The organism is Brachyspira alvinipulli ATCC 51933 (genome assembly GCF_000518245.1).
GTDB lineage: Bacteria > Spirochaetota > Brachyspiria > Brachyspirales > Brachyspiraceae > Brachyspira > Brachyspira alvinipulli.
In genome coordinates this window covers 378,162-403,612 of record NZ_KI912403.1, presented here as the reverse complement: position 1 = coordinate 403,612, position 25,451 = coordinate 378,162, and the positions used below count along the sequence as shown (strand labels likewise).

Annotated in this window: 26 protein-coding genes; 14 read left to right on the top strand and 12 right to left on the bottom strand. The window is 26.8% G+C overall.

Features of this window, described 5'->3' with window-relative positions:
* Window positions 1–20 precede the first annotated feature (20 nt).
* Window positions 21–1,001 (bottom strand): 6-phosphofructokinase, encoded by a 981-nt coding sequence (gene pfkA / locus T324_RS0109335; RefSeq protein ID WP_028330005.1) that lies wholly within the window; start codon window positions 999–1,001, stop codon window positions 21–23.
* A 128-nt stretch (window positions 1,002–1,129) separates the two neighbouring features.
* Here pfkA and mgtE point away from each other — a divergent pair, with 128 nt between their 5' ends.
* The 5 genes from mgtE to T324_RS0109310 all read left to right on the top strand — a co-directional run bounded on the left by mgtE (window position 1,130) and on the right by T324_RS0109310 (window position 4,826).
* The gene (mgtE, locus tag T324_RS0109330) at window positions 1,130–2,494 is read left to right on the top strand and encodes a magnesium transporter (protein WP_028330004.1); all 1,365 of its coding nucleotides are present in this window, start codon (window positions 1,130–1,132) and stop codon (window positions 2,492–2,494) included.
* A gap of 21 nt (window positions 2,495–2,515) precedes the next feature.
* Window positions 2,516–3,361: a DUF4349 domain-containing protein gene (locus tag T324_RS0109325; RefSeq protein WP_028330003.1), complete on the top strand. Its 846-nt coding sequence runs from the start codon at window positions 2,516–2,518 to the stop codon at window positions 3,359–3,361.
* Between the two features lie 131 nt (window positions 3,362–3,492).
* Window positions 3,493–3,714 (top strand): hypothetical protein, encoded by a 222-nt coding sequence (locus tag T324_RS0109320; protein WP_028330002.1) that lies wholly within the window; start codon window positions 3,493–3,495, stop codon window positions 3,712–3,714.
* A 37-nt stretch (window positions 3,715–3,751) separates the two neighbouring features.
* On the top strand, window positions 3,752–4,243 hold the full coding sequence (locus T324_RS0109315; protein WP_028330001.1) for a periplasmic heavy metal sensor: 492 nt from the start codon (window positions 3,752–3,754) through the stop codon (window positions 4,241–4,243).
* 115 nt (window positions 4,244–4,358) lie between these two features.
* Complete coding sequence (locus tag T324_RS0109310; protein ID WP_028330000.1) at window positions 4,359–4,826, top strand: hypothetical protein; 468 nt, start codon at window positions 4,359–4,361, stop codon at window positions 4,824–4,826.
* A 59-nt stretch (window positions 4,827–4,885) separates the two neighbouring features.
* On the opposite strand, the gene T324_RS0109305 is transcribed toward T324_RS0109310, so the two are convergent.
* Together T324_RS0109305 and T324_RS0109300 are read right to left on the bottom strand one after the other, a co-directional pair.
* Window positions 4,886–5,455 (bottom strand): hypothetical protein, encoded by a 570-nt coding sequence (locus tag T324_RS0109305; protein WP_028329999.1) that lies wholly within the window; start codon window positions 5,453–5,455, stop codon window positions 4,886–4,888.
* Between the two features lie 3 nt (window positions 5,456–5,458).
* Window positions 5,459–5,953, bottom strand: coding sequence for an STM3941 family protein (locus tag T324_RS0109300; protein ID WP_028329998.1), 495 nt, complete (start codon window positions 5,951–5,953; stop codon window positions 5,459–5,461).
* A gap of 138 nt (window positions 5,954–6,091) precedes the next feature.
* Here T324_RS0109300 and T324_RS0109295 point away from each other — a divergent pair, with 138 nt between their 5' ends.
* Window positions 6,092–6,982 (top strand): DMT family transporter, encoded by an 891-nt coding sequence (locus T324_RS0109295; RefSeq protein ID WP_028329997.1) that lies wholly within the window; start codon window positions 6,092–6,094, stop codon window positions 6,980–6,982.
* A 3-nt stretch (window positions 6,983–6,985) separates the two neighbouring features.
* On the opposite strand, the gene T324_RS18135 is transcribed toward T324_RS0109295, so the two are convergent.
* Together T324_RS18135 and T324_RS0109285 are read right to left on the bottom strand one after the other, a co-directional pair.
* A complete protein-coding gene (locus T324_RS18135; protein WP_169730111.1) occupies window positions 6,986–7,162 on the bottom strand; it encodes an FmdB family zinc ribbon protein in 177 nt (58 codons plus the stop codon).
* A 57-nt stretch (window positions 7,163–7,219) separates the two neighbouring features.
* Window positions 7,220–8,308, bottom strand: coding sequence for a DUF3810 domain-containing protein (locus T324_RS0109285; protein WP_028329996.1), 1,089 nt, complete (start codon window positions 8,306–8,308; stop codon window positions 7,220–7,222).
* A 145-nt stretch (window positions 8,309–8,453) separates the two neighbouring features.
* Here T324_RS0109285 and T324_RS0109280 point away from each other — a divergent pair, with 145 nt between their 5' ends.
* On the top strand, window positions 8,454–12,200 hold the full coding sequence (locus T324_RS0109280; protein WP_028329995.1) for a phosphoribosylformylglycinamidine synthase: 3,747 nt from the start codon (window positions 8,454–8,456) through the stop codon (window positions 12,198–12,200).
* A 76-nt stretch (window positions 12,201–12,276) separates the two neighbouring features.
* Here the strand turns inward: T324_RS0109280 and T324_RS17090 are convergent, their stop codons facing one another.
* Both T324_RS17090 and T324_RS0109270 read right to left on the bottom strand, forming a co-directional pair.
* Complete coding sequence (locus T324_RS17090) at window positions 12,277–12,942, bottom strand: FkbM family methyltransferase (RefSeq protein ID WP_038375165.1); 666 nt, start codon at window positions 12,940–12,942, stop codon at window positions 12,277–12,279.
* Window positions 12,943–13,264: 322 nt separating this feature from the next.
* The gene (locus T324_RS0109270; RefSeq protein ID WP_028329994.1) at window positions 13,265–13,615 is read right to left on the bottom strand and encodes a winged helix-turn-helix transcriptional regulator; all 351 of its coding nucleotides are present in this window, start codon (window positions 13,613–13,615) and stop codon (window positions 13,265–13,267) included.
* Between the two features lie 124 nt (window positions 13,616–13,739).
* On the opposite strand from T324_RS0109270, the gene T324_RS0109265 reads away from it, so the two are divergent.
* A complete protein-coding gene (locus T324_RS0109265; RefSeq protein WP_028329993.1) occupies window positions 13,740–14,459 on the top strand; it encodes an SDR family oxidoreductase in 720 nt (239 codons plus the stop codon).
* Window positions 14,460–14,665: 206 nt separating this feature from the next.
* On the top strand, window positions 14,666–15,160 hold the full coding sequence (locus tag T324_RS0109260; protein WP_028329992.1) for an FtsB family cell division protein: 495 nt from the start codon (window positions 14,666–14,668) through the stop codon (window positions 15,158–15,160).
* Here T324_RS0109260 and T324_RS0109255 read toward each other — a convergent pair.
* Entirely contained in the window at window positions 15,148–15,750 is a 603-nt protein-coding gene (locus tag T324_RS0109255; RefSeq protein WP_038375162.1) for a hypothetical protein, read from the bottom strand. The two genes, T324_RS0109260 and T324_RS0109255, sit on opposite strands and share 13 nt — an antisense overlap.
* Window positions 15,750–17,207, bottom strand: coding sequence for a CsgG/HfaB family protein (locus tag T324_RS0109250; protein ID WP_028329990.1), 1,458 nt, complete (start codon window positions 17,205–17,207; stop codon window positions 15,750–15,752). The genes T324_RS0109255 and T324_RS0109250 overlap by 1 nt, the downstream gene beginning before the upstream one ends.
* 146 nt (window positions 17,208–17,353) lie before the next feature.
* On the opposite strand from T324_RS0109250, the gene T324_RS0109245 reads away from it, so the two are divergent.
* Both T324_RS0109245 and recR read left to right on the top strand, forming a co-directional pair.
* Window positions 17,354–17,785 (top strand): YbaB/EbfC family nucleoid-associated protein, encoded by a 432-nt coding sequence (locus T324_RS0109245; RefSeq protein WP_028329989.1) that lies wholly within the window; start codon window positions 17,354–17,356, stop codon window positions 17,783–17,785.
* A gap of 3 nt (window positions 17,786–17,788) precedes the next feature.
* Window positions 17,789–18,394, top strand: a complete 606-nt coding sequence (recR, locus tag T324_RS0109240; protein WP_028329988.1) for a recombination mediator RecR — start codon at window positions 17,789–17,791, stop codon at window positions 18,392–18,394.
* 1 nt (window position 18,395) lies between these two features.
* Here the strand turns inward: recR and T324_RS0109235 are convergent, their stop codons facing one another.
* From T324_RS0109235 to T324_RS0109225, 3 genes are read right to left on the bottom strand one after another with little or no spacing between them, the layout of a single operon-like run.
* The gene (locus tag T324_RS0109235; RefSeq protein ID WP_028329987.1) at window positions 18,396–19,199 is read right to left on the bottom strand and encodes a hypothetical protein; all 804 of its coding nucleotides are present in this window, start codon (window positions 19,197–19,199) and stop codon (window positions 18,396–18,398) included.
* Between the two features lie 38 nt (window positions 19,200–19,237).
* Window positions 19,238–21,640 (bottom strand): sensor histidine kinase, encoded by a 2,403-nt coding sequence (locus T324_RS0109230; RefSeq protein ID WP_028329986.1) that lies wholly within the window; start codon window positions 21,638–21,640, stop codon window positions 19,238–19,240.
* 28 nt (window positions 21,641–21,668) lie between these two features.
* Window positions 21,669–23,090, bottom strand: coding sequence for an alpha-amylase family glycosyl hydrolase (locus T324_RS0109225; RefSeq protein ID WP_028329985.1), 1,422 nt, complete (start codon window positions 23,088–23,090; stop codon window positions 21,669–21,671).
* A 161-nt stretch (window positions 23,091–23,251) separates the two neighbouring features.
* On the opposite strand from T324_RS0109225, the gene T324_RS0109220 reads away from it, so the two are divergent.
* From T324_RS0109220 to T324_RS0109210, 3 genes are all read left to right on the top strand, one after another.
* Entirely contained in the window at window positions 23,252–23,959 is a 708-nt protein-coding gene (locus T324_RS0109220; RefSeq protein ID WP_028329984.1) for a response regulator, read from the top strand.
* An 11-nt stretch (window positions 23,960–23,970) separates the two neighbouring features.
* On the top strand, window positions 23,971–24,780 hold the full coding sequence (gene thiD / locus T324_RS0109215; RefSeq protein ID WP_028329983.1) for a bifunctional hydroxymethylpyrimidine kinase/phosphomethylpyrimidine kinase: 810 nt from the start codon (window positions 23,971–23,973) through the stop codon (window positions 24,778–24,780).
* Between the two features lie 147 nt (window positions 24,781–24,927).
* The gene (locus tag T324_RS0109210; protein ID WP_028329982.1) at window positions 24,928–25,407 is read left to right on the top strand and encodes a GNAT family N-acetyltransferase; all 480 of its coding nucleotides are present in this window, start codon (window positions 24,928–24,930) and stop codon (window positions 25,405–25,407) included.
* Window positions 25,408–25,451 lie beyond the last annotated feature (44 nt).

Sequence of the window (25,451 nt, the reverse complement as noted above, 5' to 3'; positions counted from 1 at the left end):
AGCCTCAATCATAAATTAAATTATATAGCAAGAGTTCTGCATAAAGCTAAATCTATAGGATCTATCTTAGGAACTTTTTTAACAGCATCAGCTAAAGGAGTATAAGTATATTCTCCTTTCCAAACTCCTACAGCAACATTTTTTTTACCTTCTAATAATGCTTTTACAGCAATATACCCGAATCTTGCAGCCATTAAACGTTCTCTTGAAGTAGGAGAGCCGCCTCTTTGCATGTGTCCTAATATTGTTACTCTAGTATCAAAGCCTGTTTTTCCTTCTATTTGTTTAGCTGTTTCCATAGCGCCGCCTGATTCATCTCCTTCAGCAACTACAATAATAGAAGATTTTTTACCTCTTTTCTTAGCAAGCTGTAATTCTTCTACTATTCTATCCATATCAGTAGGTGTTTCCGGTATCAATATATCTTCAGCACCAGATGCAATACCAACTTCTAAAGCAATATATCCAGCATGTCTTCCCATAACTTCAACAACAAAACATCTTCCATGACTAGTAGCAGTATCTCTCAATTTATCTATAGCATCCATAGCAACATTAACAGCAGTATCATATCCTATTGTATAGTCTGTTCCAAATATATCATTATCAATAGTACCAGGTATAGCAACAACAGGATATTCAGGATGATGATTAGTAAAATCTAAAGCTCCTTTATATGTACCATCTCCTCCAATAACTATCAAAGCATCTATTCCATGATATTTCATATTATCTGCTGCTTTTTTCATTCCTTCTTCTGTTTGAAATTCTGGAGATCTTGCAGAAAATAATATAGTTCCTCCATGATTTATAATTCCTCCAACACTTCCTGGTGTCATTTGATATAAATCATTATACATAAGTCCTTGATAACCTTCTCTAATTCCCATTACTTCCAATCCATTAGCTATAGCAGTTCTTACAACGCTTCTTATAGTAGGATTCATTCCAGAAGCATCTCCGCCGCTTGTTAATACACCAATTTTTTTGATATCAGCCATATTAAAATAACTCCTTTACATTTTAATAATATAAAAATACCTTGTTTGATTTTTTTTTATTAAATTATATAATGCACATATTATATAATAATAATGAAAGAATTGATATACTATAAACATAAAAAATTATGATAGAAAGTAAAGAATATACAGAAATTATTAATATTATAGAGAATCAAAGATGGGATAAACTTAAATATCTGCTGGCAAGTATGCATGCTGCTGAAGTTGTGGATATAATACGCATATTAGATAATGATAAAAATAGAAGTATTGTTTTTAGGCTTTTATCTAGAGAAATGGCAGCTTATGTTTTTTCTGAATTAGAAACCGAAGAACAAGAAAAGATTATTTCTTCAATAAATGATAATGAAATTAAAGACCTTATACATGAAATGAGTCCGGATGATAGAACTTCTCTTTTTGAGGAGCTTCCTGCTGAAATAACAAAAAAGATTTTTTCCCTTATGGGAGAAAAAGATTTAAATATAACAAGACAATTGTTAGGATATCCTGAAGACAGTATAGGACGTATAATGACACCGGAATATATTGATGTTCTTCCAGATTATACTGTAAAACAAACTTTAGAATATATTAGAAAGTATGGTAAGGATTCTGAGACTTTTGAAGTTATTTATGTTGTTGACAGAAATGGCACTTTATTAGGATATATTTTATTAAAAGATTTATTATTTGCTAAACCAGAAGAAAAAATAGAAGATCTTATGCATACGGATATAATATATTTGTCAGTATATTCTGACCAAGAAGAAGCTGTACGCGTTGGAAGAAAATATGATTTGCTTTATATACCTGTAGTTGATTCTAAAAATGCTTTGATAGGTATTGTTACAATAGACGATATATTTGATATAGCTGAAGAGGAGGATACAGAGGACTTTCATAAATTGGGAGCTATTAGTATAGATGATGATTTTGACAGCAATATAAAACAAGCTAATCCTTTAATTCTTTATAAAAGAAGAATATCTTGGCTTTTTATATTGGTGTTTGTTAACATAATATCAGGATATGTTATAGGATTATTTGAAGAGACTATAAGCCAATATGTTTCTTTAATATTTTTTCTCCCACTTCTTATAGATAGTGCTGGTAATGCTGGAGCACAGTCATCTACTTTAATAATAAGAAGTTTATCTGTTGGGGATGTTAAAAAAAGCGATTGGCTTTTTATGCTTGGTAAAGAGATAGCTGTTTCAAGTATACTTGGACTTACTATGAGTTTAGCTGTTTCCTTAATTGCAGTTTTTAGAGGCGGATTGATGATAGCTTTAGTTGTATCATTATCTATGATATTAGTTGTTGTTATAGGCAGTTTAATTGGTTTATGTCTTCCATTTTTATTTGTAAAATTGAAAAAAGATCCTACAACAAGTAGTGTGCCTTTGGTAACTTCTATATGTGATATTAGCGGTACTGCTATATATTTATTGTTAGCCACTGCTATATTAACTAAATTTACTGTTTAAAATAAAATTTGGGGGTTAAAAATGAAAAAAATTGTATATTTTTTTATTGTTAGTTTATTTATAATTTCATGCGGTGGAAAAAGCGGCAGTTCTTCTGATGTGAATTTTTCTCTACAGAGCACTTCTTCTGTATCTGCGCCAGCTCCTCAATTTGAAGAAGCTGCTGTAAGTGATAGTGTTAATGTTGATAATGTTGCTAATATAGAAAGAAAATTAATAATAACTGTTGATGTAAGAATCAATTCACGAGATGTGGAAAAAACTTATAAATCTGTTGAAAATAAAATTAAAGAATATAATGGTTATTTTGATACAGTGGAATCTTCTAAAAATAGATATTATCTTACTATAAGAGTACCAAAAGATAATTTGTATAATTTTATAAATTTTTTAGAAGAAACAGAAAATATCGAAAATAAAAATATTAATACTCAAGATGTTACAGATACATATTATGATACAGAGAATAGAATAAAAAATAGAGAAGTACTTTTAGAGAAATTAAGAACTTATTTAAGAGAAGCTAAAAGTATTGATGAGATATTAAAAGTTGAAGATAGAATTAATACTTTAACTTATGAAATAGAAACTATGAAAGGTAATTTAGAAACATTAACATCATCTATAGATTATTCAAGGGTAACTTTAAATATTTCAAATCAAGAAGCTATCAAGAGTAATACAAATATATATAACAAATATTTAAATTTAATATCATTTTTAAAAGAATTTTTCTCTGGTATATTATTCTTTTTGGTTGGCTTTGTAGCAGTTGCTATACCAGTTGTTTTGATATTAGCTTTATTCTATTATATATGTTTTGGAAAAATTGGATTAATAAAGAAATTATATAGAAAAATAAAATAAATTTCATATACTTATCTATAGTATAATAAAAAAATAATTTTTTTATAATTTTTTGGGAACTTTTTTAATTGGTATGCGTCTAATAAGGCATAATAAAACAAAATAAAAACAATTAAAAAGGAGAAAACATTATGAGAAAAGGTATAATAATTTTTGTCTCAATAGCAATTATGGTATTGGCTTCTGTATCTTTATTTGGACAATATGGAAGAGGTTATGGCAGAAGAGGCGGTGCTGGATACTGCGGAAATGGAAGAGGATACAATATGGGTTACAGATATAATAATGAAAATAGATATAATAATTATAATGGCTGCTATTATGGTTATTATAACAATATTCTAATAAAATAATAAAAATATATAAATAAATTAAAAAGGAGAAAACAATATGAAAAACAGAATTAGTAAAAAAACAGTTATTTTTATTTCAATAGCAATTATGGCTTTGGCTTCAATATCTTTATTTGCTCAATACGGCAGAGGTTATGGTGACGGATATGGAAGAGGTTATGGCAGAGGAGCACATCATGGATATGGAAGAGGCCACGGTTGTGATTATGGTTACGGCAGAGGGCATGGAATGAGAGGCGGATGCGGTTATGGATATGGAAGGGGTTATGGATACTACAATAATGCACTTACTCAAGAACAAATATCTCAAATTCAGGCTATAAGAGATAAATATTTCCCTCAAATGGATGAATTAAGAAGAGAAATATACAATCAGTCACAAATAATTAATGCTGAAATGTATAAAGAAAATCCAGATCAGACTGTTATTAATACAGCAATAGATGCTAGAACTAAAGCTAGAGCTGATTTGGATAAATTGAGAACTCAATGTTTTATAGAGACAGACAAAGTTTATAAAAATAAATAAAAAATCGCTCAAAATTGTTCCCGCATGATATGAAAATGTTATGCGGGTATTTTATTTTATATTATTTGTACTGTTTTAATATATATAATAGTAATAATTAGGAGGATATTATATTATGAAAATATTATCATTATTTTTAATACTTTCAATTACAGCATTTTCTCAGTATTATTATGCTCCTAAACCAGGAGTAGGTAATGTTAAGCCTTTTGTACCTGCAAACAGAAGATCTGCAATACCTGTTTATCCGTATAAAAATGATCTTACAACACCAAGATTTGCAAATCCAGGATACACTAAAACATATTATAGAAATGGAAGATTTCATTATTTTGGAAGCGGATATATGAGTTATATGGAAAGAGAAAAATTAAGAGCTATAGACGGCAGATATTCTCCAAGATATAGAATGCTTGAAAATCAGATGAGAGTTAATAATTCGAGAATAAAGTCTCAAATATATCAAAGAAATCCAAATAATAATGTTATAAATAGTGCGGTAAATGATAATTTTAGAATACAAATGGAAATGCAAATGATAAGAACTTTCAGAGAGCTTGATTTAAACAGACATTTTAAATAAAAGTTATTGTTACAATATTTAAAGCTAACAATTTTTTATTAGCTGCAATAGATTTTTACTTAATAATAATCTCTGTAAAATTTTTTGTAATCGTCATTTTCATTGGTATCATCTTCATCATTTGAATAATTATCATAAAAGAAATCAAACATACTATTTAAAAATTTATTGTTTATATCTAAATCTCCAAGGTGTATATAAAGCGGATTTTCTGATATTACTCTTCCTTTGAATTTTTTTAAATAATAGCTTTGATGGTCTTTAAGATATATAAATAGATATCCTCCTATTATATCCATATCTTTTATTTCTTTCCAAAGTACATATATATAATTTTTTACTAATAGGTTATTATAATATATTCCTTTATTATCAAGAATGAAACTAGCTTTTTTAAAAATTACACTTTTAATTAAAATGATAGATAATATAATAACTCCGAACATAAAGAAAAATATTACAAATATAATCGCAGCTTTCATATTTTGATCAGCTTCAGTAAATAATACACTTATTAAAAGTATTGTAATAACAAGTCCTATCATCATGATGCAGAAAAATCTTATATTATTTATATAAATTTTAATAGAAAATTTACTGTCAGAAAATAATTTATTTACATCTTTCATAAATTATATAATTCCTGTATTTATTTCAAAGTAATATGTAATAAGAGCTATAACATTATCTTTTTTCATTTTTAATTCAGACATATATAATACCATAGGTTCATTTTTATTTTTTTTATTTTCTAATAAACTGCTTTCTTCTTTTAAGTAAATATATATAAATGTTTTTGAAAAATATATTTCTTTAATTTCTGTCCATTTAATAAAAATGTTTTTATTTCTTAATAGAACATAGTATTTTATGCCGTTTTTATCTAATGTAATTATTGGTTTTCCTGATTTTAATAATTGTAAAATACAAACCAAAAAGCAAATACCAAAAAATATAGAAATTACAATGCTTATAATTATTTCTTTATATCCATTATTGTTAATAAAGATAAGTATAGAAATAGAAATAAATATCAAAGATAGAAATGCCATAAAAAATAATTTTCTTTTACTATTATATATTTGCATTTCAGGCAATTCATCATTATTTAATAAATCATTATTCATAAATAATAGATTCTCCTATTTATCTATAAGTAACTTATATACTAAATAATACAATAATTCAATAGTATTACTAATTGACAAATAATTATTTTAATTTAAAATTCCGCCTACATTAAACTTAAATATAAAAGGAATAAAATGTTAAAAAGGATTATACCAATATTTCCTATACTATCAGGAATATTATGGGGAGCAGCTGGAATATTTGTAAGAAAATCTATAGATTTAGGTATGAATAATATAACTATAGTATCTTCTAAAATGATTATAGCTGTTATTGTTATGTTTGTTTCAATACTTATATATAAAAAAGAATTACTAAAAATAAAACTTAAAGATATATTTATCTTTATATCTGCTGGTATAGTAGGTATGTTCGGAATAAATATTTTTTTTAATGAATCTGTAAAATATTTATCATTATCATTAGCAGCTGTTTTACTGAGTTTGTCTCCTGTATTTGTTGTGCTTCTTTCTTATTTGTTCTATAAAGAGAAAATTACTTTAATAAAGATAATTTCTATAATACTAGCATTTATAGGATGCGTTTTTGTGAGTAATGTTTTGTATTCAGATGTACGACTATCATTATGGGGGGTAGTAAGTGGATTGCTATGTGCTCTTTCTTATGCTCTTTATACTATAATATCAAGAAAAGCCATAAATAGGGGATATAATTCACTTACTATAACTTTATATGCATTTATATTTATTTCGATTGTTACAATGCCTTTTGCTGATTGGAATACTGTTGCATATCTTATAAAAGAATATAAAATATCTGTATCTATATTTATTATTATGCATTCTATATTAGTTTTGATACTGCCTTATTTATTTTATACAATATCATTAAATCATATGGATGCAGGCAAGGCTTCTATTTTAGCATCATGTGAGCCTGCAGCTTCAACAATATTCGGCATAATATTTTTTAATGAAATACCCACTATTCTTTCTGTGTTTGGTATTATTTTGACTATAATTGCTTTAATATTACTTAGTATGCCTAATAAAAAGAATAATTGATGATTATGTATTTTTTACCATCTCATCAATATTTTTTGTTCTGCCGCTTTTACAATAGGGGCATTTTTGAGAATTTAATTTAAAAAATAATATAGATATTGTTGTTTTTTTTCTTCTTACAGTAAATCTTCTATTACAGCTTTTGCACTTATAAAAATAAGGTGGTTCATCTAAACGCATAAAATACCTTTATTAAATTTATTATATTGTTTATTATCGTAAAAATATAATTTTTATTTAAGTAAGTGAATTTATACTTCTATGATACAATACTAATAATTTAACAACTCTTGAATAGCTTTTTACACCATCTTTTTGATTATTTGCTTTCAAATATGTATCATTAACTTTTTGACTCACTTTTGATAAATTTCCCATATATTTTTGCCAAAACTCATAATATTTTTTTATTTCTTCTTTAGTTTCATTATTTAAATTAGACATTAAATGAGCATAATTTTCATCTCTTTTTACTTCTCCAAGCACATATAATAATGCTTCAAAATTGGCAGAATATCTTATGAAAGGATCGCTGTGCTTTGAACATGCTATATATGCTATAAAATTAGCCTCATCTTCATAAGCTATTCCTATTTTATGTGCCATTTCATGTGCTATTGTAAAAGGTAATGATATATTAGGTATAAGTGTATTAACATTTGCTTCTGATGTAAATGGGGAGTATATGCCTGTTATTTGCAAGTACAAAAATAGTTTTGACATCATTATAGGCTTTGTTTTGGAATATGACATTGATAAAAAATCAAATTCTTCAAATACTTTATTATATTCAGATTCTACCATTCTATTTAAAGCTTGATAATTAGTAACTATTTTAATATATTTCATTTCATCTTTTAAATTATTAATATTTTTTATTAAATTATCAGCTAATGAATAAATATCATCATTATTTATTGGTTTATCATTATATGATGAATAGTTTTCTATTAATGGTACTCTATTATAATTTAATCCCCATACTACAAGAAAAATAATATATATAATGATTGCTATGCATACCAAACTATAAATAAAATTTCCAAATATTTTTAATTTATCTTTTATATTGTTTTTGGAAAAAAGTATTTTTTTTATACTTAAAATAATATATAAAATTATTAAAAGTATAAATACAATTAATAAATATTCTCCAAGTGAAAAATTTAATAATGATGTTAGATTACCTATATTGCCTGCTATGAATTTATATACTGTTCTTGAATAAAAGTTTTCTATGAAATTTTGAGAAAAAGTTATTATTCTTAATATAATAGCTATAAAAATAATAGAAAGTATGAATATTATCTTTGTTTTATTTTTCATTATGAATATATTATACTTAAAATTTTTTATTTTGTCAAAATCTATTTAAAATAATTTATATATATTCAATTTATAATGCTATTGATATAATAATCATTATATATATAATCATTATATAAAAAAATTAAATTAGGAAATTATATCAATGAACTATCGTATTTTCATCGAAAAAAAAGACGGCTTTAATTTGGAAGCTAAAAGATTAGAAAATCAATTAAAAGAGAATTTCAAAATAAAATGCAATGTAAGACTTCTCAATGTTTATGATATTTTTAATATTGAAGAAAGTCAGTTAAATAATTCAATTAAAGTAATATTTTCAGAACCTCCTACTGATAAAATTGTTGAAAAAAAAGATTTTGATGGTTTAAAACATTTTTCTGTTGAATATTTACCAGGCCAATTCGATCAACGAGCAGATTCAGCATTACAATGTTTGAAGCTTATTTATAATGATATAGAAGATGCAACTATAGTAAGCGGAAAAGTTGTTATTTTTGACGGCAATATAGATGACAGTACAATAGAAAAAATAAAAAAATTCTATATTAACTCAGTAGAAAGTAGAGAAAAAGATTTAAGCAAATTAGAAATAGAACCTCATCAAAAAGCTAATGATATTAAATATGTAGAAAATTTTATTAATTTAAATATAGATGAACTTCATAAATATAGAGATACTCTTGATTTGGCAATGACTTATAAGGATATAGAGTTCGTACAAAGTTATTTCAAAAATGAAGAGAAAAGAAACCCAACAGAAACAGAAATAAAAGTTCTTGATACATATTGGTCAGATCATTGCCGCCATACAACATTCATGACAAAAATAAATGATGTAAAATTAGAAAATGATAAAAGCAACTTTTCAGAAGTGATACTTAATGCTATTAATAGATATTATAGTATGAGAAAAGGGCTTTACGGTGAAGATGTTGACAGTAAAAGAGATATTAATTTAATGGATATGGCAACAGTATCCGCTAAATATATAAAGAAAAAAGGAAAACTTGAAGATTTAGAAATTTCAGATGAGATAAATGCATGTTCTATTTACATAGATGTTGATGCTGTTGATGAGAACGGAAAAAGTAAAACAGAAAAATATTTATTAATGTTTAAAAATGAAACTCATAATCACCCTACAGAGATTGAGCCTTTCGGAGGAGCTTCTACTTGTTTGGGCGGAGCTATAAGAGATCCGCTTTCTGGAAGAAGCTATGTATATCAGGCAATAAGAGTTACAGGAAGTGCTAATCCATTAGAAAAATTGGAAGATACTTTAGCCGGCAAACTTCCTCAAAAGAAAATAACAACAACTGCAGCAGCAGGATATTCTTCTTACGGTAACCAAATAGGGCTTACAACTTGTTTAGTTAATGAAATATATGATGAAGGATATAAGGCAAAAAGACTTGAAGTAGGTGCTGTTGTAGGTGCTGTTCCTGTGAGTTATGTAAGAAGAGAAAAGCCAAAAGCAGGCGATATAGTTATAGTGCTTGGAGGAAGAACAGGAAGAGACGGATGCGGTGGTGCTACTGGTTCATCAAAAAGCCATACTGATACATCTTTAAGACTTTGCGGTGCTGAAGTACAAAAAGGTAATGCTCCGGAAGAAAGAAAAATACAGAGATTATTCAGAAATAAGGAAGTTACCAAATTAATAAAAAAATGTAATGACTTCGGTGCTGGCGGTGTTTCCGTTGCTATAGGTGAATTATCAGACGGAATTGATATTAATCTTGATGTTTTACCTGTTAAATATTTAGGTTTAAATGGTACTGAACTTGCAATATCAGAATCTCAGGAGAGAATGGCTGTTGTTGTTGAAAGTAAAGATGCAGATACATTTATAAAACTTGCTAATGAAGAGAATATTGAAGCTACAAAAGTTGCTGTTATAACAGACACTAACAGACTTGTAATGTATTTGAAAGGCAAAAAGATTGTAGATATAAGCCGTAAGTTTTTAGACACTAACGGAGCTAAACAGGAAACTAATGCTGTACTTAAAGATATTAATTTTGAAAATAATCCTTTCAATACTAAGAATGAATGTTCTCTAACATCTCATTGGTTTAATATGGCAGAAGATTTGAATGTTGCTTCTCAAAAAGGACTTATAGAGATGTTCGACTCATCAATAGGAGCGACAACTGTATTAATGCCTTTCGGCGGAAAGTATCAAATGACTCCAAGCGATGTAAGCATTCAGAAAATACCTATATTCGATAATAATGCTAAAGAAATAAATACTGCTTCCGCTATATCTTGGGGTTATAATCTTTCTATAATGAAATGGTCAGAATTTCACGGAGGAATATATTCTGTAATAGAATCAATGTCAAAACTAGTTTCTATAGGCGTTGATTATAAAAGCATAAGATTATCATTTCAAGAATATTTTGAGAAATTAGGAAATGATGCAAAAAAATGGGGTAAGGTTTATTCTGCATTACTTGGTACAATATATGCTCAGACTGAATTTGATATACCTGCTATAGGCGGAAAAGATTCTATGAGCGGTACTTTCAATAATATATCAGTGCCTTCTACTTTAATATCATTTGCAGTATCAACTGTAAACTCTAAAGATGTTATATCTCCAGAATTCAAATCTGTTAATAATTATGTTTACTTAATAAAACATAACATGCTAGAAAATTACATGCCAAATGTTGCTGAAATAAAAGAGAATTTTGAATTCATGCATCAAAACATAAAAGATAAAAAAATATTATCAGCTTATACTATTAAATTCGGAGGTATTGCTGAAGCTTTAACTAAAATGTCTTTCGGTAACAGAATAGGCGTTGATATAAAAGATGAGCTTTATTTCTTTAATTTGATGCCTGCTTCATTTATAGTAGAAACTAAAGAAGAATTAAATTATAAAAATGCTGTACTCATAGGAAAAACTATCAATGAATACAAAATAAAAGTATGCGGTGAAACTGTAGATTTAGAAGAAATAGAAAAATTATGGCTTAATAAATTATCTTCCGTATTCCCTTATAAAACTTATGAAGATATAGAAACTTACCAGATATCTGAATACAAAAGAGAAGCACCATTTATATGCAAAAATAAAATAGCTAAGCCTAATGTATTAATAGCTGCATTCTTGGGTACTAACTGCGAATATGATACTCAAAAGGCATTCTCTGATGCAGGAGCTAATACTGATATTTTTGTATTTAGAAACATTAAACCAGAATACATAAAAGAATCTATTGAAGATATGTCTAAAAAAATAGATAATTCTCAAATATTTATGATTCCCGGAGGATTCAGTGCTGCAGATGAACCTGATGGTTCTGGAAAATTTATTTCTGCAATACTTACAAATGAGAAAATTAAAAATTCTATACATAAATTATTAGAACGCGATGGGCTTGTTTTGGGTATATGTAACGGATTCCAAGCATTAATAAAATCAGGTTTACTTCCTTATGGAAAAATAGGAAATATTACAGAAAACTCTCCAACTCTTACATTCAATAAAATAGGAAGACATATTTCCCAAATGGTAACAACAAAGGTAGTATCAAACAATTCTCCTTGGCTTTACAATGTACCTGTAGGAAGCGAATTAGTTGTTCCTGTTTCTCATGGTGAAGGAAGATTCTTTGCTGATGAAAATACAGTAAAAGAATTAATCAAAAAAGGACAAGTTGCTACACAATATGTTAACTTTGAATCAAAACCTACTAATGAGTTTAGATTTAATCCTAATGGTTCAGTTTATGCCATTGAAGGTATAATTTCAGAGGACGGAAAAGTATTTGGTAAAATGGGACATAGTGAGAGATACGGAAATAATTTATACAAAAATATAATCACAAAAGATATCTACAGCATATTTGAAAATGGTGTGAATTATTTTAAGTAAAAATATAAACAATTATTAGAAATAAAGCCATAGTTTTAAATGAAAAAATTATGGCTTTTATTAAATAATTAAAATATTATTCTTTTACAAATAATATATCACAACCTATATCGATTAATACTTTATATCCTTTCGTTTTCATAAAATCAATTAATACATTTTCTTTTTCATTATTTTCAATAGTTAAAAGATCAAAAGTATAAGTGTAAAAATCTATAGTTTTTAATATATCTAGTTCTCCGCCTTCAATATCAATAGATAAAAAATCTATATGCTTTATTTCACTATGATACTTTTTCATTAAATCATTAAAAGTAATAGATTTAATATTCACATATTCTAAATTATCTATTTTGGCTTCAGATTTTATTCTTTTAGCATGTTCTTCTGAACAATGTTTCTCTAAAACATTTAAAGCATCCACTTTAGATTTGATAAATTTTATATTATCAGAATTTTCACTATCAATTGCAAAATTATATGTATAGCATTTCCTATTTTTCTTTAACAGTTCAAAATTATCAGGATCTGCTTCCACACAAATACCATTCCAACCTAATTGTTCAAAAATATAAGTATTATTTATCCATTCTCCATTATGAGCACCTATATCTACAAAAAAATCATTTCTTTTACCATTAAAATATGAATATGCTAAAAGATCTTGATCAAATTGACTTTTAAATTTTATATTATTGTTTTTTTCTATAATTTTTTTTAAAAATGAATAATTCCTATTCAAAGAAATATTTTCCCCAACGGCATTTTATAAATATTTTCTTATTTCTTTAAATGGAACCCACCATAAAAAATTATTAATAGTTTTAATATCCATAATTCCTCCTATAACAATTTTTTAAATAAAAAACCCTAACATTGATTGTTAGGTTTATGTAATTTTTAAAAATAAAGATTATTGTATTAGTTGGCTTGGCTTGGCTTGGCTTGGCTTGGCTTGGCTTGGCTTGGCTTGTAGATTCAAACCTAGATTAGTACAAATATATTGAATATTCATTTTTACATTATATATTATTAAATAAATAATACAATATTTTTTGTGAAAATTAATCTAAACATTGCGGATTAGTTATTTCAAATCTTTCATCGATATTTTTCTCACCCCATTCACACATAGCTTCTAATATTTTTGATAATGATTTTCCTTTCTTTGTAACAGAATATTCTACCTTTGGCGGTATTTCCGGATATACTTTTCTGTTAATGAGTCCGTCTTCTTCTAACTCTCTAAGCTGATTAGTTAATGTTCTTTGTGATATAGGTTTCATATAACGCAGCATTTCATTAAATCTTTTTGTTTTATTTTCTATAAGATAATTTAGTATAAGAGGCTTGTATTTTCCTCCTATCATATAAAGTGTTATTCCTATTTCTGATGCTACTTTAATTTTTTTCATAAGTGAATCCTATTATTTTTATAGTGAAATTAATGTTACTTAATAACAATTATTTCCGTTCTTGTATAACTAATTTATTAATGTATTATAAGCCATAATTATTTTTTATAAAGGAGTTTTTTATATGAAAAAATTAGTAGCAATTACAGGAGCTAGTTCTGGAATAGGAATGGAGATAGCAAAAAGATTTTCACAAAATGGATATCCAACACTTTTAATGTTAAGAAGAAAGGATATTATGGATAACTTGAATTTGTCTAATTCTATTAGTGCTAAAGTTGATGTTACAAATTTAGAAGAAGTAAAATCAGCTGTAAAAATGGCTGAAGATAAATATGGAAAAACAGATTTGCTTATAAACTGTGCTGGTGTAATGCTTCTTAGTAATATAGATAAGCAAAGCTATGAAGAATGGAAAAATATGATAGATGTTAATATCAACGGAATATTAACAACCACAAATGTTATACTTCCAGATATGGTAAAAAGAAATGAAGGCACTATTATAAATATAAGTTCAATAGCTGGAAGAAAAACATTTAAAAATCATGGAATATATTGCGGAACTAAATTTGCAGTACATGCAATAACAGAGAGTATAAGAGAAGAAGTTGCAGATAAAAATGTAAGAGTGATTGTTGTAGCTCCTGGTGTTGTTGAAACTCATCTTTTAGATCATACAACGAATGAATCTATAAAAGCTAATTATATTGAATGGAAAAAAAGCATAGGTAATGGCTTAAATGCAACTGATATAGTTAATTGTATAGAATTTGCCTATAATATGCCTCAGGATATATGTGTAAGAGAGTTGGTAATAGCGAAAACAAAACAAATATATTAAATAATAATTAAAGCCATAATGATCTTTATTATGGCTTTTTATTTTATTGATAATAATATCCATATATTAGAATTGTTTTTATAAAAAATATTGTTATTATAAAATAATACAGTATATAAATATACGATATGGTTTTATAAGCTGGCATATTAATTTTAAGAAATTGCATCCGATAATATACTCATATTTGAAAAGGTTATATGTTTATGTATTTTAATATAAGAATTAGTTCCAAAATTTTTTATTTTTTTATATTGGCATGTATTCTTTTTACAATATATATTTTTGTTTTCAGTTCAAAAGGCTTTCTTACATTAGATTCTAAAAAGGTCTTAATAGACAATAAAAAAGAAAAGATAGAAGAGTTAAATAGAAGAAAAACCCAAATATCAAATAATATAGAAAGATTAAAAAACGATAAAGAATATATACTTTCTTATGCAAAAACTTTTGGCTATTTGGATGAAGCTAAAAATGAAAAAATAATAAAAATAATTAAAGATGATACAGAAGAAAGTGAAAAGCCTTCAATGTCATATTCTCATTCAAATAGTGAGAATGATAATTATATAAATATAAGAGGTGCTTTAATATTAGCATTTTTAATAGCATTATGCTTTGTATTCTATTTAATATTATTAAATAAAAATTTACTTCCAAAACTTATAAGAAGGAAAAAACCTGTTCATCATAATGGGTGACTTAATGATAACAAAAATCCGCCGTCTTTAGTTACAGGTTCATAATAAGGCATAAAATGCCAACTAAATCCATCTTTATTTTTACCAAATACTCTTTGGTAACTATCATAAGCTACAGCGGCACCGCAGAAAACAGCTGCCGTTATTTCAAATAGAGTAGGGGATATCCACAAAGATTTATATCTGTTTCTTCCAGTGGTTGATGGTGCTACATTAGCATTTTCTAAACTTTCTAATCCGAATACTAAATAAGTGGCATAAGTATAGGAGAAAAATGCAGTAAGTATAAAAGTGACTTCTGTATATCTAAACGGATTACTTTTAAAAGATTCTTCAGGTAGTACAGGAGAACTTGTTACACCGCTTTGACTTATAATATTATTTCCATCCATCATAAAAAAAGAATTCATATTGTTTGTATCAATATTATATTCAGATTTAAGTTCTTCTTGAGTTTCTATTACTTCCTTTTGCTCTTGTGAGGCATTAGTTTCATATTCCTTTGTAATATCAGAAAAATAAAATGCCCCAAAAACTGTATTTGAAAATAAACAAATTGAAATTACTAATATATTAAACAACCTATACATTATAAAATAAAATACGCTCCTAAAGTAAATTCTAAACCTGTAAGATTAACTGTCTTAATTTTTTCTGGCAAAGTAAATTCATTTCCATCACTATAAACACCTAAATTAATAGGATCGGTATAAAATCTATATCCAACACCAAAATTAACTCCTATAGTATCAGTAATATTATACTGTAAAGAAGCTATCGCTCCTATACCAAACATAATATCTCTGGATTCAATTTTACTGCCGTTTAATAAATAACTGTAATTATCTGTATAATAATTTCCGCCGTATATTTCTCCTATAGTTGTAAATGTTATACCCATTCCTATATATGGAGATATTACAAGCCTTAGCACTTCTTTATAAAGATTTATATTAATATCAAAATTAAATCTAGTATCTACACCATAACTGCTTTTTAGAAAATCACCGAAAAGTATACCGACACTTAAATTAGGTGAAAATAATTCTCCGTTATATCCTATTTTTAAATGCAATCCTAAAGCATATTCATTTTTATTTAATAATATTCTTAATTTTCCCTCATTAGGCTTTATTGGACTTTGATATGTTTTTTCAAATGGTTTTATATTGTATGAAGCATAATTTAATGCTATGCCTATTCCAAAATCACCTATATATGTTTCTCTTGCTATGTCTCCAATTTCTATACTATTTCCTCTTGTAATTTTGGCTATTGAATATTCACTTCCTAGTTCTTTTATTCTCAAAGTTCCTTTATATTTATATCCGCCTTTTATTGTAGTTCCGGATGGAAGCACTATGTCATCTTTTTGAGAATATACTTTAAATCTTGTTTTTTTATCTACACCATGAGTTTTTCCTGCCAATAATATAACATTTCCATCGCTTATATCTGCAATCTTTATTGTTATTTTAAATGTATTTCTCATTTTAGTTTCTACTTTTCCGACTAAATCGTTAATAGCATCATTAATTGCAGCTTCTCTTAAAGCATAGGATGGATAGCTTGAAACGCTGTAATAGCTTGTACCTTTTAATCTTGAAGAAGTTAATATTTTAGTGGTTTCAACATCTACTATTTGCAATACTAATTCTACATCACCATATATGACACCTGTTCCTTCATAGCTGTCATAATCATAAGTTACATTTGCTGATGTTAACTTTCCTATAATAGCCTTAGAATATCCATATATTTTTCCTACTTCAATAACTTGCTTATCAGTTATGCCTGTTAATTGAAGTTCCATTTCTTTTAAATATTTATCTAAATTTTGTCTGTCTACAACATTGAATCTTCCCATTCTAGTAAGAGCATTTTCTATTAATGCTGTTAATTTTTTACCTAAGCCTTTACCATATGCTCCTGATGGGTCTTGTATTTCAAATACAGCTATATTTTCTTTTTGATATTTTTCACCTATTTCTTGAGGAAATAGGACACTGGCAAATAAAATTATAAATAATAAAATAAATTTTTTCATTAAATTAATCCAATATAAGATAATTCATAACCAACTTGTATTTATGATACTACATCATCCAAAAAAGTCAAATATATAAATGTAAATTTGATTGATAAATTATTAAAAAGAATGTATTATTAATAAAAAATATGTGGAGTTTTTATATGAGTGAAAATACTATTAAATATAGTTCTGCTGGTAATTTGATTTCTTTAACTATGGATAAATCTTTTAATATATTAAGTTTAAATATAGATGAAAGCTTATTAACTAAGGATCAAAAAGAACTATTGGAAGAAATGATAACTTCAAGTATTAATGAGGCGGTTTCAAAAGTAAAAGAATTAAAACATAATGATGATGATGAGCCTGAGCATATTAATAAAAATGCTAGAGATAATATTAACCCATTCAATATGAATTGGGGAGAGATGAATAAAATGTTCAGTGATATAAGTAAAATGACTTCTGTAGAATATAAAGATGGTAAACTCAATATATCTCTAGATTCTATAACACCAGATATGATTTCAAAAATGAATGACATGATGAACAATATGAATAATAATAATGATAAAGATGATGATAAGGATTAAAATTTGAATAATATTCCATCTTTGGATAAACTCAATCAAATAATATCAAGGCTTCCAGGTATAGGCGGAAGAACGGCTATGCGTCTTGCATTATATCTGTTTGATTGCGATGAAGAGTATTTAAAAGAGTTTGCTAATACTTTATTAACATTGCATGATAATATAAAATTATGTACTCAATGTTATAGCTTGAGCGAAGAAGATATATGTTATATTTGTGCAAATGAAAATAGAGATCATAGAAAAATATGCATTGTTGAAAATTATCCGGATATGCTTGCTATAGAAAAAACAGAGGAATATAATGGTGTTTATCATGTATTAGGAGGTCTTATAGCACCTCTTAAAGGTATTGGTATAAGTGATATAAGAATAAAAGAACTTATAGAACGTATTAATAACAATATAATTGATGAAATAATGATAGCATTTAGTGCCTCGTTAGAAGCTGATACAACAGCATCATATATACATAAGGTTTTAAAAGATAATAATTTTAATGGTAAAATTACACGTATTACTTATGGAATTTCTTTATCCAGCGACATAGAAAATGCTGATTCAAGGTCTTTGGCCAGAAGTATAATAGATAGAGTAGAAATGGATTAATTTATTTCATTTTCTTTATATCGGCATCCATTTTTTTCTTCCAAAGGTCATACATTTTCTTCTTCTCTTCAGATTCTTCTACTTCATTTAAATAAACATGTATTCTTCTAAGGGAAGCAATGATATTTAATGCTATTTTTATATCATCTAATCTTTTATCCTGTAATTCGTATTTAATTCTGTATTGTTCAGCAGCGGCAGCTAATAAAGTTTTTACAAGCTCCATCATTTTTACTCTGAATTTATATCCTTCTAATTCAGGACTCAATTCTTTTATGTAATTTTTGAAATCTATCATATTTTTTGCTAGTATTGCAAATCTGCCTTCTATTTCAATAAAGTTTTGAAGCCATTTCGAGTTTTCTCCATAGCAGTATTTGAAATAATCTATAACATATCCAAATGAACAAATAAATTTATATCTCCATTCATCTGTTAATTTATCTTTTAAATATTCATGTATTTCTTCATTTAAAGATAAAGAGTCATCTGTATGATTGCCGAATACTTCTTCTAACAGCATTATTGCTTTATTAATATATCTTCTACCATCATTTAATTGATTATCAGAACGTACTTCTATGTATTCTATAGCAATATAGCATATTGTTGCAATAAAAGAAGATGCTCTAATATAAAGTATGGCAGCATCGATTTTTTTTCTTGATGCTTCAAACGGATCTTCTATAGATAATAAATCTTTTTCAACTTTTGCTAAAAGCTCTTCAGTACCAGCAAGCAAATCTTTATATTTATTTTGCATCCTTGTACATTCTGCTTTAGCAGCTTCGCTTATTTTTGCCATAATAAAAACTCTCCCCAATAATTGTCGGAAAATGATGATTAATTATTTAAACTTATTGGTATAGAAACAAAAAATGTTGTTACCTTAAAACAGCTATTTACACTTTTTACCATCATACTTCCGCCATGTGCTTCTACTATCCTTTTGGATATTGCTAAACCTATTCCTACACCATGGCTTTTTGTTGTAAAAAACGGAGTGAATATTTTATCAGCCAATTCAGGTTCTATGTATGAATTGGTATTTTCAACTATTATATCTATCATAGATTCTTTATATGCATTATCATTAAATATAACACTGATAATAGAATCTTCTTCGCTGTCATTTATAGCATCTATAGCATTAATTATAAGATTGGATATAACATCATTCATTTTGCCATAATCCCACTTTACTATATTTTCTTTTGTAACTTTCACAGCATAGAATTTTATATTTTTGCCGCTCTTTTTTATGTATTCTTTTGCTAAAATAGTTAAATATTTTATCATATCTTCAATATTGATATTATCCAATTCTAAATTAATGCTTTTAGCAAATGATAAGTTTCTTCTTAGATAATTTTCTAAATTTTCAACCTCATTTGCAATTATCTGAGCATAATTTTTTATAGTTTCATCTTTGCTTACCTTTACAAGTCTGTTGGCAAATCCTGCTATAGGAACTATGAAATTTCTTAAATTATGAGCCATAGATGAACTCATTTCTCCTATTATAGCTAAACTTTTTACATCTAATAAACTTTTTTGTGCTGCTTTAAGTGCATTATTATTTTTTTCTATTTCATTATAAAGAGAAGAATATTCTAATGCTACGGCAGCCTGCCTTCCAAACATTCTTAGGTAGTCCAAATCGTCTTCAGGTATTGGTTTTCCATTATATGGATTATCTACCACTACCATTCCAATACAATTTATAGAATTCATTATTGGTATTATTGCAAATGGATGGTCGCCAAATATATCGGTATATTTTTTTATTTGATTTATTTCTTCGCTGCTGCTATCTATATCTTTTACATTTATATTGTTTTTATTATTAAATACATCAAAAAATAATTTGCAGTTTTTATTATTAGGTATAACAGTATTTAAAAATTTCTGATTTAAATCCCATGAATCTTCTAAACTTCTTTTATCAAATGAAAGCATTAATTTTTCTCTAAGGGCATACTTATCCATATTTTGCATATTTCTCCATATCATTCCTGCGTCATCTGCATTTTTTGGAGCAACACACATACGCCCTCTAAATACATTAAATTCTTTGTCATAAAGAAATGCAAATGCCCTATTAAAAGCAAATACATCTCCTATTGTTGCTATTGTAAGAAGTAAAAATAATATATCTTCAGTTTTAGAACGCTCTAATAAAATGTTGCTTATGTCGTATAATGTATTTAAACGCGACATATGTTTGGTGTTTTTTTCATTTGCTTTGCTTAATTCTATAAGATTGTAATGTTCTGACATTCTGCTTGATATATTTGTGAAAAGCGGGTTAAATAAATTCAAATCATTATTATCAAAATCTCCTAATGGATTTACCGCATCAGGTATTTTATCTATGACGGCTATATAGCCTATACATCCTCTTTTGACGGGTATACTATTAAATAATATAGATCTGTTTATTATTCCCTTAAATCTTCTATAGTCTTCATGTGTTGAGGCATTGTTTATATAATAAATATTATTATCTAGATATTGATATATATATTTTTTATCATCAAAAATAGAATAGTCAAAATCATCCGGAAAACCATAACTTGACCTAGTATACAAATTATCATTTTCATCTCTAAGTCTTATAAATGCCTTACTTGCTGTAAATATGTTTGCTATATCATATGCTAATTGAGTTAAATTGTCCTCAAAATAATCAACATCGCTTAATTTTATATACAATTCTCTAAGCAATTTTAATTGTTTATCTCTTTCCTGATATGTTACATTTTGAAGTACATTATTAGCATATACAGCAAAATGACCTATAACATTTTTTACTTCATCTACTATGCTGTTGTAAAAATCTATTTTATTTTCTTTATTTCTAAAAGCTACTACACCTATAGGCTTAGCATAAAAAAATATAGGAAGTACAAATATCGATGAATAATTTGAAAATACTTCCATATCAGTATGATTAATATTTGCTCCTATATATATTTGCTGTTCATATAATATTTCTTTACAATGACTGGCTTCTATTGGAAAATCTACTTTACATACATAGTATCTGTCAATACCATATACCCCTCTTAAAATTAGATAATCTCCTTTAGGGAAATACACTTCTCCGCAGTCGAAACCGTAATATTGACAAGTTTTTTCTAAAAACAAATCTACAACTCTATCTATTTCATTAGTATTTTCTGCCCAAAGTAGCCCCATAGATAGATCTAAAAAAAAACTGTCTATAGATTTTCTCTTTTCCATAATAAAACACCTTGTAACTATCTGCTTTCTACACCCAATATGCTCTTTCTCTAGTTGTAAATATTTTTAATTGGTAAGGTAATATTTCAATAGTTTCTGTTATATCTTCTACTCTATTGTCTAAAGATATATCGCTCCTTATTTCATATTTTGAAGTATCCAATTTTTCTTTTTTATCGGTTATATTTACTATAATTAAAAGTTTATCATTACCATCTAAACTATATTTGTAAAATTTCCTAAAAGGATCCTTTTTATTATCGTTTTCTTTTTCATTATCATTATGGCATTCTTGAGATTGATTATTTTCGCATTCTTTTTTTAATTCTTCTAATTTTTTATTTTCTTCTATATCCAAAGATACTATTTTTCCGCAATTAGCAAGTATATTATTATTTTTTACATAACTAGTCATATTTTTTATATATTCAGTCAAATCATAATTAATATTTTCATAGTCTTTTTCATTTCCGCCCACAACATCGCATCTATTTATAAAACCGTATTCATCGCCAGTGGTTATCATCCACATATCGCATACTATTGCAGTGAATAGGAATGTTTGTTTCAATCTCCATATATTGCCGTCATATTCTTCTATAAGCCTTCTTGTATCATGATTACTAGGAAATGCTATTTGTTTGGTTCTTTTTCTAGCTAAATCATATTGCTCTATAAACCATTCTCCTTCATAATCCCACCATTTAGCACTGCTTGCTATATAATCGAATCCGGCATTTATAAGGTTTTTAGTATCTTTTATAGAGCATCCTAAACTTTCAGCAAAGAATATTGCTTCATTATTGATTTTTTTAGCATTATCTATTAAATATTTCCATAATTCTTTAGGCACTTTATAAGCAGCATCGCATCTGAAGCCGCTGAATCCCAAATCTAAATTATGTTTTATAAGATCATTCCAATAAAACCATATAGGATTAATTATTTTTTCTATTATAATATCTTCCTCATCTTCTTTATCATTATCGGTACTATTTTCTTTTTCTTCTTCTTTGCTAGGATCTGCATTATTATTAAAACTGGCCAAATCTCCCCATTCAATCCATTTTCCATTATCCCAAGCTCCAGGCGATTGCAATACTCCGTCTTTAGTTTTATACCATTCAAAATGTTCTTGAACAAGGCTGCAGTCTTTAGAAGAATGATTAATTAAAAGATCCATCATAATTTTTATATTATTATCATTGCAGTATTTTATAAATTCTTTTAATTCATTTTCTGCTTCAATTTGATTAGAACTTGTAAAAAAGGCTGGATTATATTGATAATAGTATTTAGTGGCATATAAACTTCCGCTGAAACCTGTATATGTGATAGGGTTTATATAAATCCATTCAAAGCCCATATTTTTTATTCTATCAATATGGCTGTACCAATTTTTTATATGTCCAAGCAGCGGAGGAAATAAATTATATCCTGAAATCTTCATTCTTTAATTATATATAATTAAAGAAAAAAAACAACTTTTTTTAATATTATTTTTATTAGAAGTATAAGTTTAGGAATATTAAAATTTTATATATTATTGATTTTAATTGTTTCTATATTATAATATTACTAAATATTATAATTAATTCTAGGTATAATTTTATGAGAGTATTAGTTTATGATTCATCTTCACAGATAAGAGATAGTTTTATCAGTATTTTAATAACAGCAGGTTATGAGGTAGTTGAAGTAAAAGATAAAAAAAATATTCTTCCAATGTTTGGAAAAAGACCATTTCCTGTAGCTATTATAGAGGCTAATGAGGATGATGCAGAAATATTAGATATACTTGAAAAAATTTATGTGGATGATAGGTATGATGGTGTCCATGTAATAATACATGTTCTAGAGCCTAGTAAAGAATTTATTTCTAATATGATGCGTATAGGGGTTTCAGGATTTTTATTAAAACCATTTAATGAAAAAGATTTTTTGAATAGGTTTAATATGCTATTAGAGAAAGCTAATATAAAGCCGAAGAAATTAAAGCATATAGTTATAAATGATTTAGATAATTTTAAGATTGTATTCAGACATGATGGAGTAAGACAAATACTTCATGGTATGATAGTTGAAATGTCGCCTATAGGATTAAAGTTTATTATGCCGCCTCAAGAGGCAGATATTGAGATTGGACATGTAATTAAAAACGCATCAATGTCCATAGGTTCTTATAAGATTACTTTTTCTATTAATATACTTGAAAAAGTAGGAAATGAATATACTGGAGAATACGCAGATTTATCAGCATTTAATTCAAGATTAATATGTAAATTTATATATGATAAATATATGGAAAAATTAAAATAAAGGATACTGCAATGATAAAAGCTTTAACTATAGCAGGATTCGATGGTTCCGGTGGAGCAGGTATACAAGCAGATTTAAAAACTTTTTCTGCTTTGGGCTGTTATGGTATGAGTGTGTTAACTGCTTTACCTGTGCAGAATACTCAGGGTGTAAAAAGCTGTTATGAAATAGATATAAAGGCAATAGAAGAACAGCTTTATTGTATATTTGATGATATTATACCTGATGCTATAAAGATTGGAATGCTTTTTAATAGCGATATAATAAAATTAGTTGCTAAATTTTTAAATGAGAATGCTAAAAATATACCAATAATAGTTGATCCTGTAATGGTTGCAAAAAGCGGAGACAGATTACTTTTAGAAGAGGCTGTTAATAGCTTGAAAAAATATATAATTCCAATATCAACTATTATTACTCCTAATATACCGGAAGCGGAAGATTTGACATTAAAAAAAATAAAAACAGATGATGATATGATATATGCTGCCAATGATATACTTAATATGGGAGCAAAAAATGTAATGCTTAAAGGCGGACATTTAGAAGGAGATCTTTCAAGAGATTTATTTATGAGTAAAGATTATAAAGAGTTCTTAGATGCAGTGAGAATAGATACAAAAAATACTCATGGAACAGGATGTACTCTTTCTGCTGCTATATGCAGTTATATTGCTCATGGTAAAACACCTTTGGAAGCATCAAAATTGGGAAAAGTATATCTATTTAATGCTTTAGAGGCAGCTAAAATTGACAGTGTAGGTAAAGGACATGGTCCTGTTCATCATTTTTATGAAGCTTGGAAGCATTTAAAATTTTAGTGTTGCTTGGTTTTGTATGATTATACATTTTTATAAATATACTGATTTTTTATAATATTTTTCAATCAAATTAATGCATAGTTTCATGCATCATATTTTATTATACATTACAATATTTTAAATTTTAATATTTTTGGAGGTATTTAAATGATTATACGTTCTTATGAGGAAAAAGATGTAGAGCAAATTGTTAAGATTTGGAATGAAATAGTTGAATCTGCTCTTGCTTATCCTGATGAATATCCATTAAAACTTGATGAGGCATATTCCTTTTTCAAAAAAGAAATAGATGTTATATGTGCTGTGGATGGTGATACAGTTTTAGGTTATTATCTTATTCACCCTAATGGTTATGGAAGACGTTCTCATATATGCAATACAACTTATGGTGTAAGAGCTGATATGAGAGGAAAGGGTATAGGAAGAGAGCTTGTACTTGATTCTTTTAAAAGATGTAAAGACCTTGGCTTTAAAGTATTGCAGTATAATGGGGTTGTTTCATTGAATGAAGGAGCACTTAAATTATATCGTTCTTTAGGAATTACTGAGGCTGGTGTTATAAAGAATGGATACAGATTAAAGGATGGAAGTTATTGCGATGGTATAATGTTTACAAAACAATTATAATTATATAAATAATAGGGCTTTATCAAAATAAAGCCCTTTATTTT

Bases quoted from the DNA above. Each gene is read 5' to 3' on its own strand.
- pfkA (WP_028330005.1), bottom strand. From the start codon at position 1,001: ATGGCTGATATCAAAAAAATTGGTGTATTAACAAGCGGCGGAGATGCT.
- mgtE (WP_028330004.1), top strand. From the start codon at position 1,130: ATGATAGAAAGTAAAGAATATACAGAAATTATTAATATTATAGAGAAT.
- T324_RS0109325 (WP_028330003.1), top strand. From the start codon at position 2,516: ATGAAAAAAATTGTATATTTTTTTATTGTTAGTTTATTTATAATTTCA.
- T324_RS0109320 (WP_028330002.1), top strand. From the start codon at position 3,493: ATGAGAAAAGGTATAATAATTTTTGTCTCAATAGCAATTATGGTATTG.
- T324_RS0109315 (WP_028330001.1), top strand. From the start codon at position 3,752: ATGAAAAACAGAATTAGTAAAAAAACAGTTATTTTTATTTCAATAGCA.
- T324_RS0109310 (WP_028330000.1), top strand. From the start codon at position 4,359: ATGAAAATATTATCATTATTTTTAATACTTTCAATTACAGCATTTTCT.
- T324_RS0109305 (WP_028329999.1), bottom strand. From the start codon at position 5,455: ATGAAAGATGTAAATAAATTATTTTCTGACAGTAAATTTTCTATTAAA.
- T324_RS0109300 (WP_028329998.1), bottom strand. From the start codon at position 5,953: ATGAATAATGATTTATTAAATAATGATGAATTGCCTGAAATGCAAATA.
- T324_RS0109295 (WP_028329997.1), top strand. From the start codon at position 6,092: ATGTTAAAAAGGATTATACCAATATTTCCTATACTATCAGGAATATTA.
- T324_RS18135 (WP_169730111.1), bottom strand. From the start codon at position 7,162: ATGCGTTTAGATGAACCACCTTATTTTTATAAGTGCAAAAGCTGTAAT.
- T324_RS0109285 (WP_028329996.1), bottom strand. From the start codon at position 8,308: ATGAAAAATAAAACAAAGATAATATTCATACTTTCTATTATTTTTATA.
- T324_RS0109280 (WP_028329995.1), top strand. From the start codon at position 8,454: ATGAACTATCGTATTTTCATCGAAAAAAAAGACGGCTTTAATTTGGAA.
- T324_RS0109270 (WP_028329994.1), bottom strand. From the start codon at position 13,615: ATGAAAAAAATTAAAGTAGCATCAGAAATAGGAATAACACTTTATATG.
- T324_RS0109265 (WP_028329993.1), top strand. From the start codon at position 13,740: ATGAAAAAATTAGTAGCAATTACAGGAGCTAGTTCTGGAATAGGAATG.
- T324_RS0109260 (WP_028329992.1), top strand. From the start codon at position 14,666: ATGTATTTTAATATAAGAATTAGTTCCAAAATTTTTTATTTTTTTATA.
- T324_RS0109255 (WP_038375162.1), bottom strand. From the start codon at position 15,750: ATGTATAGGTTGTTTAATATATTAGTAATTTCAATTTGTTTATTTTCA.
- T324_RS0109250 (WP_028329990.1), bottom strand. From the start codon at position 17,207: ATGAAAAAATTTATTTTATTATTTATAATTTTATTTGCCAGTGTCCTA.
- T324_RS0109245 (WP_028329989.1), top strand. From the start codon at position 17,354: ATGAGTGAAAATACTATTAAATATAGTTCTGCTGGTAATTTGATTTCT.
- T324_RS0109235 (WP_028329987.1), bottom strand. From the start codon at position 19,199: ATGGCAAAAATAAGCGAAGCTGCTAAAGCAGAATGTACAAGGATGCAA.
- T324_RS0109230 (WP_028329986.1), bottom strand. From the start codon at position 21,640: ATGGAAAAGAGAAAATCTATAGACAGTTTTTTTTTAGATCTATCTATG.
- T324_RS0109225 (WP_028329985.1), bottom strand. From the start codon at position 23,090: ATGAAGATTTCAGGATATAATTTATTTCCTCCGCTGCTTGGACATATA.
- T324_RS0109220 (WP_028329984.1), top strand. From the start codon at position 23,252: ATGAGAGTATTAGTTTATGATTCATCTTCACAGATAAGAGATAGTTTT.
- thiD (WP_028329983.1), top strand. From the start codon at position 23,971: ATGATAAAAGCTTTAACTATAGCAGGATTCGATGGTTCCGGTGGAGCA.
- T324_RS0109210 (WP_028329982.1), top strand. From the start codon at position 24,928: ATGATTATACGTTCTTATGAGGAAAAAGATGTAGAGCAAATTGTTAAG.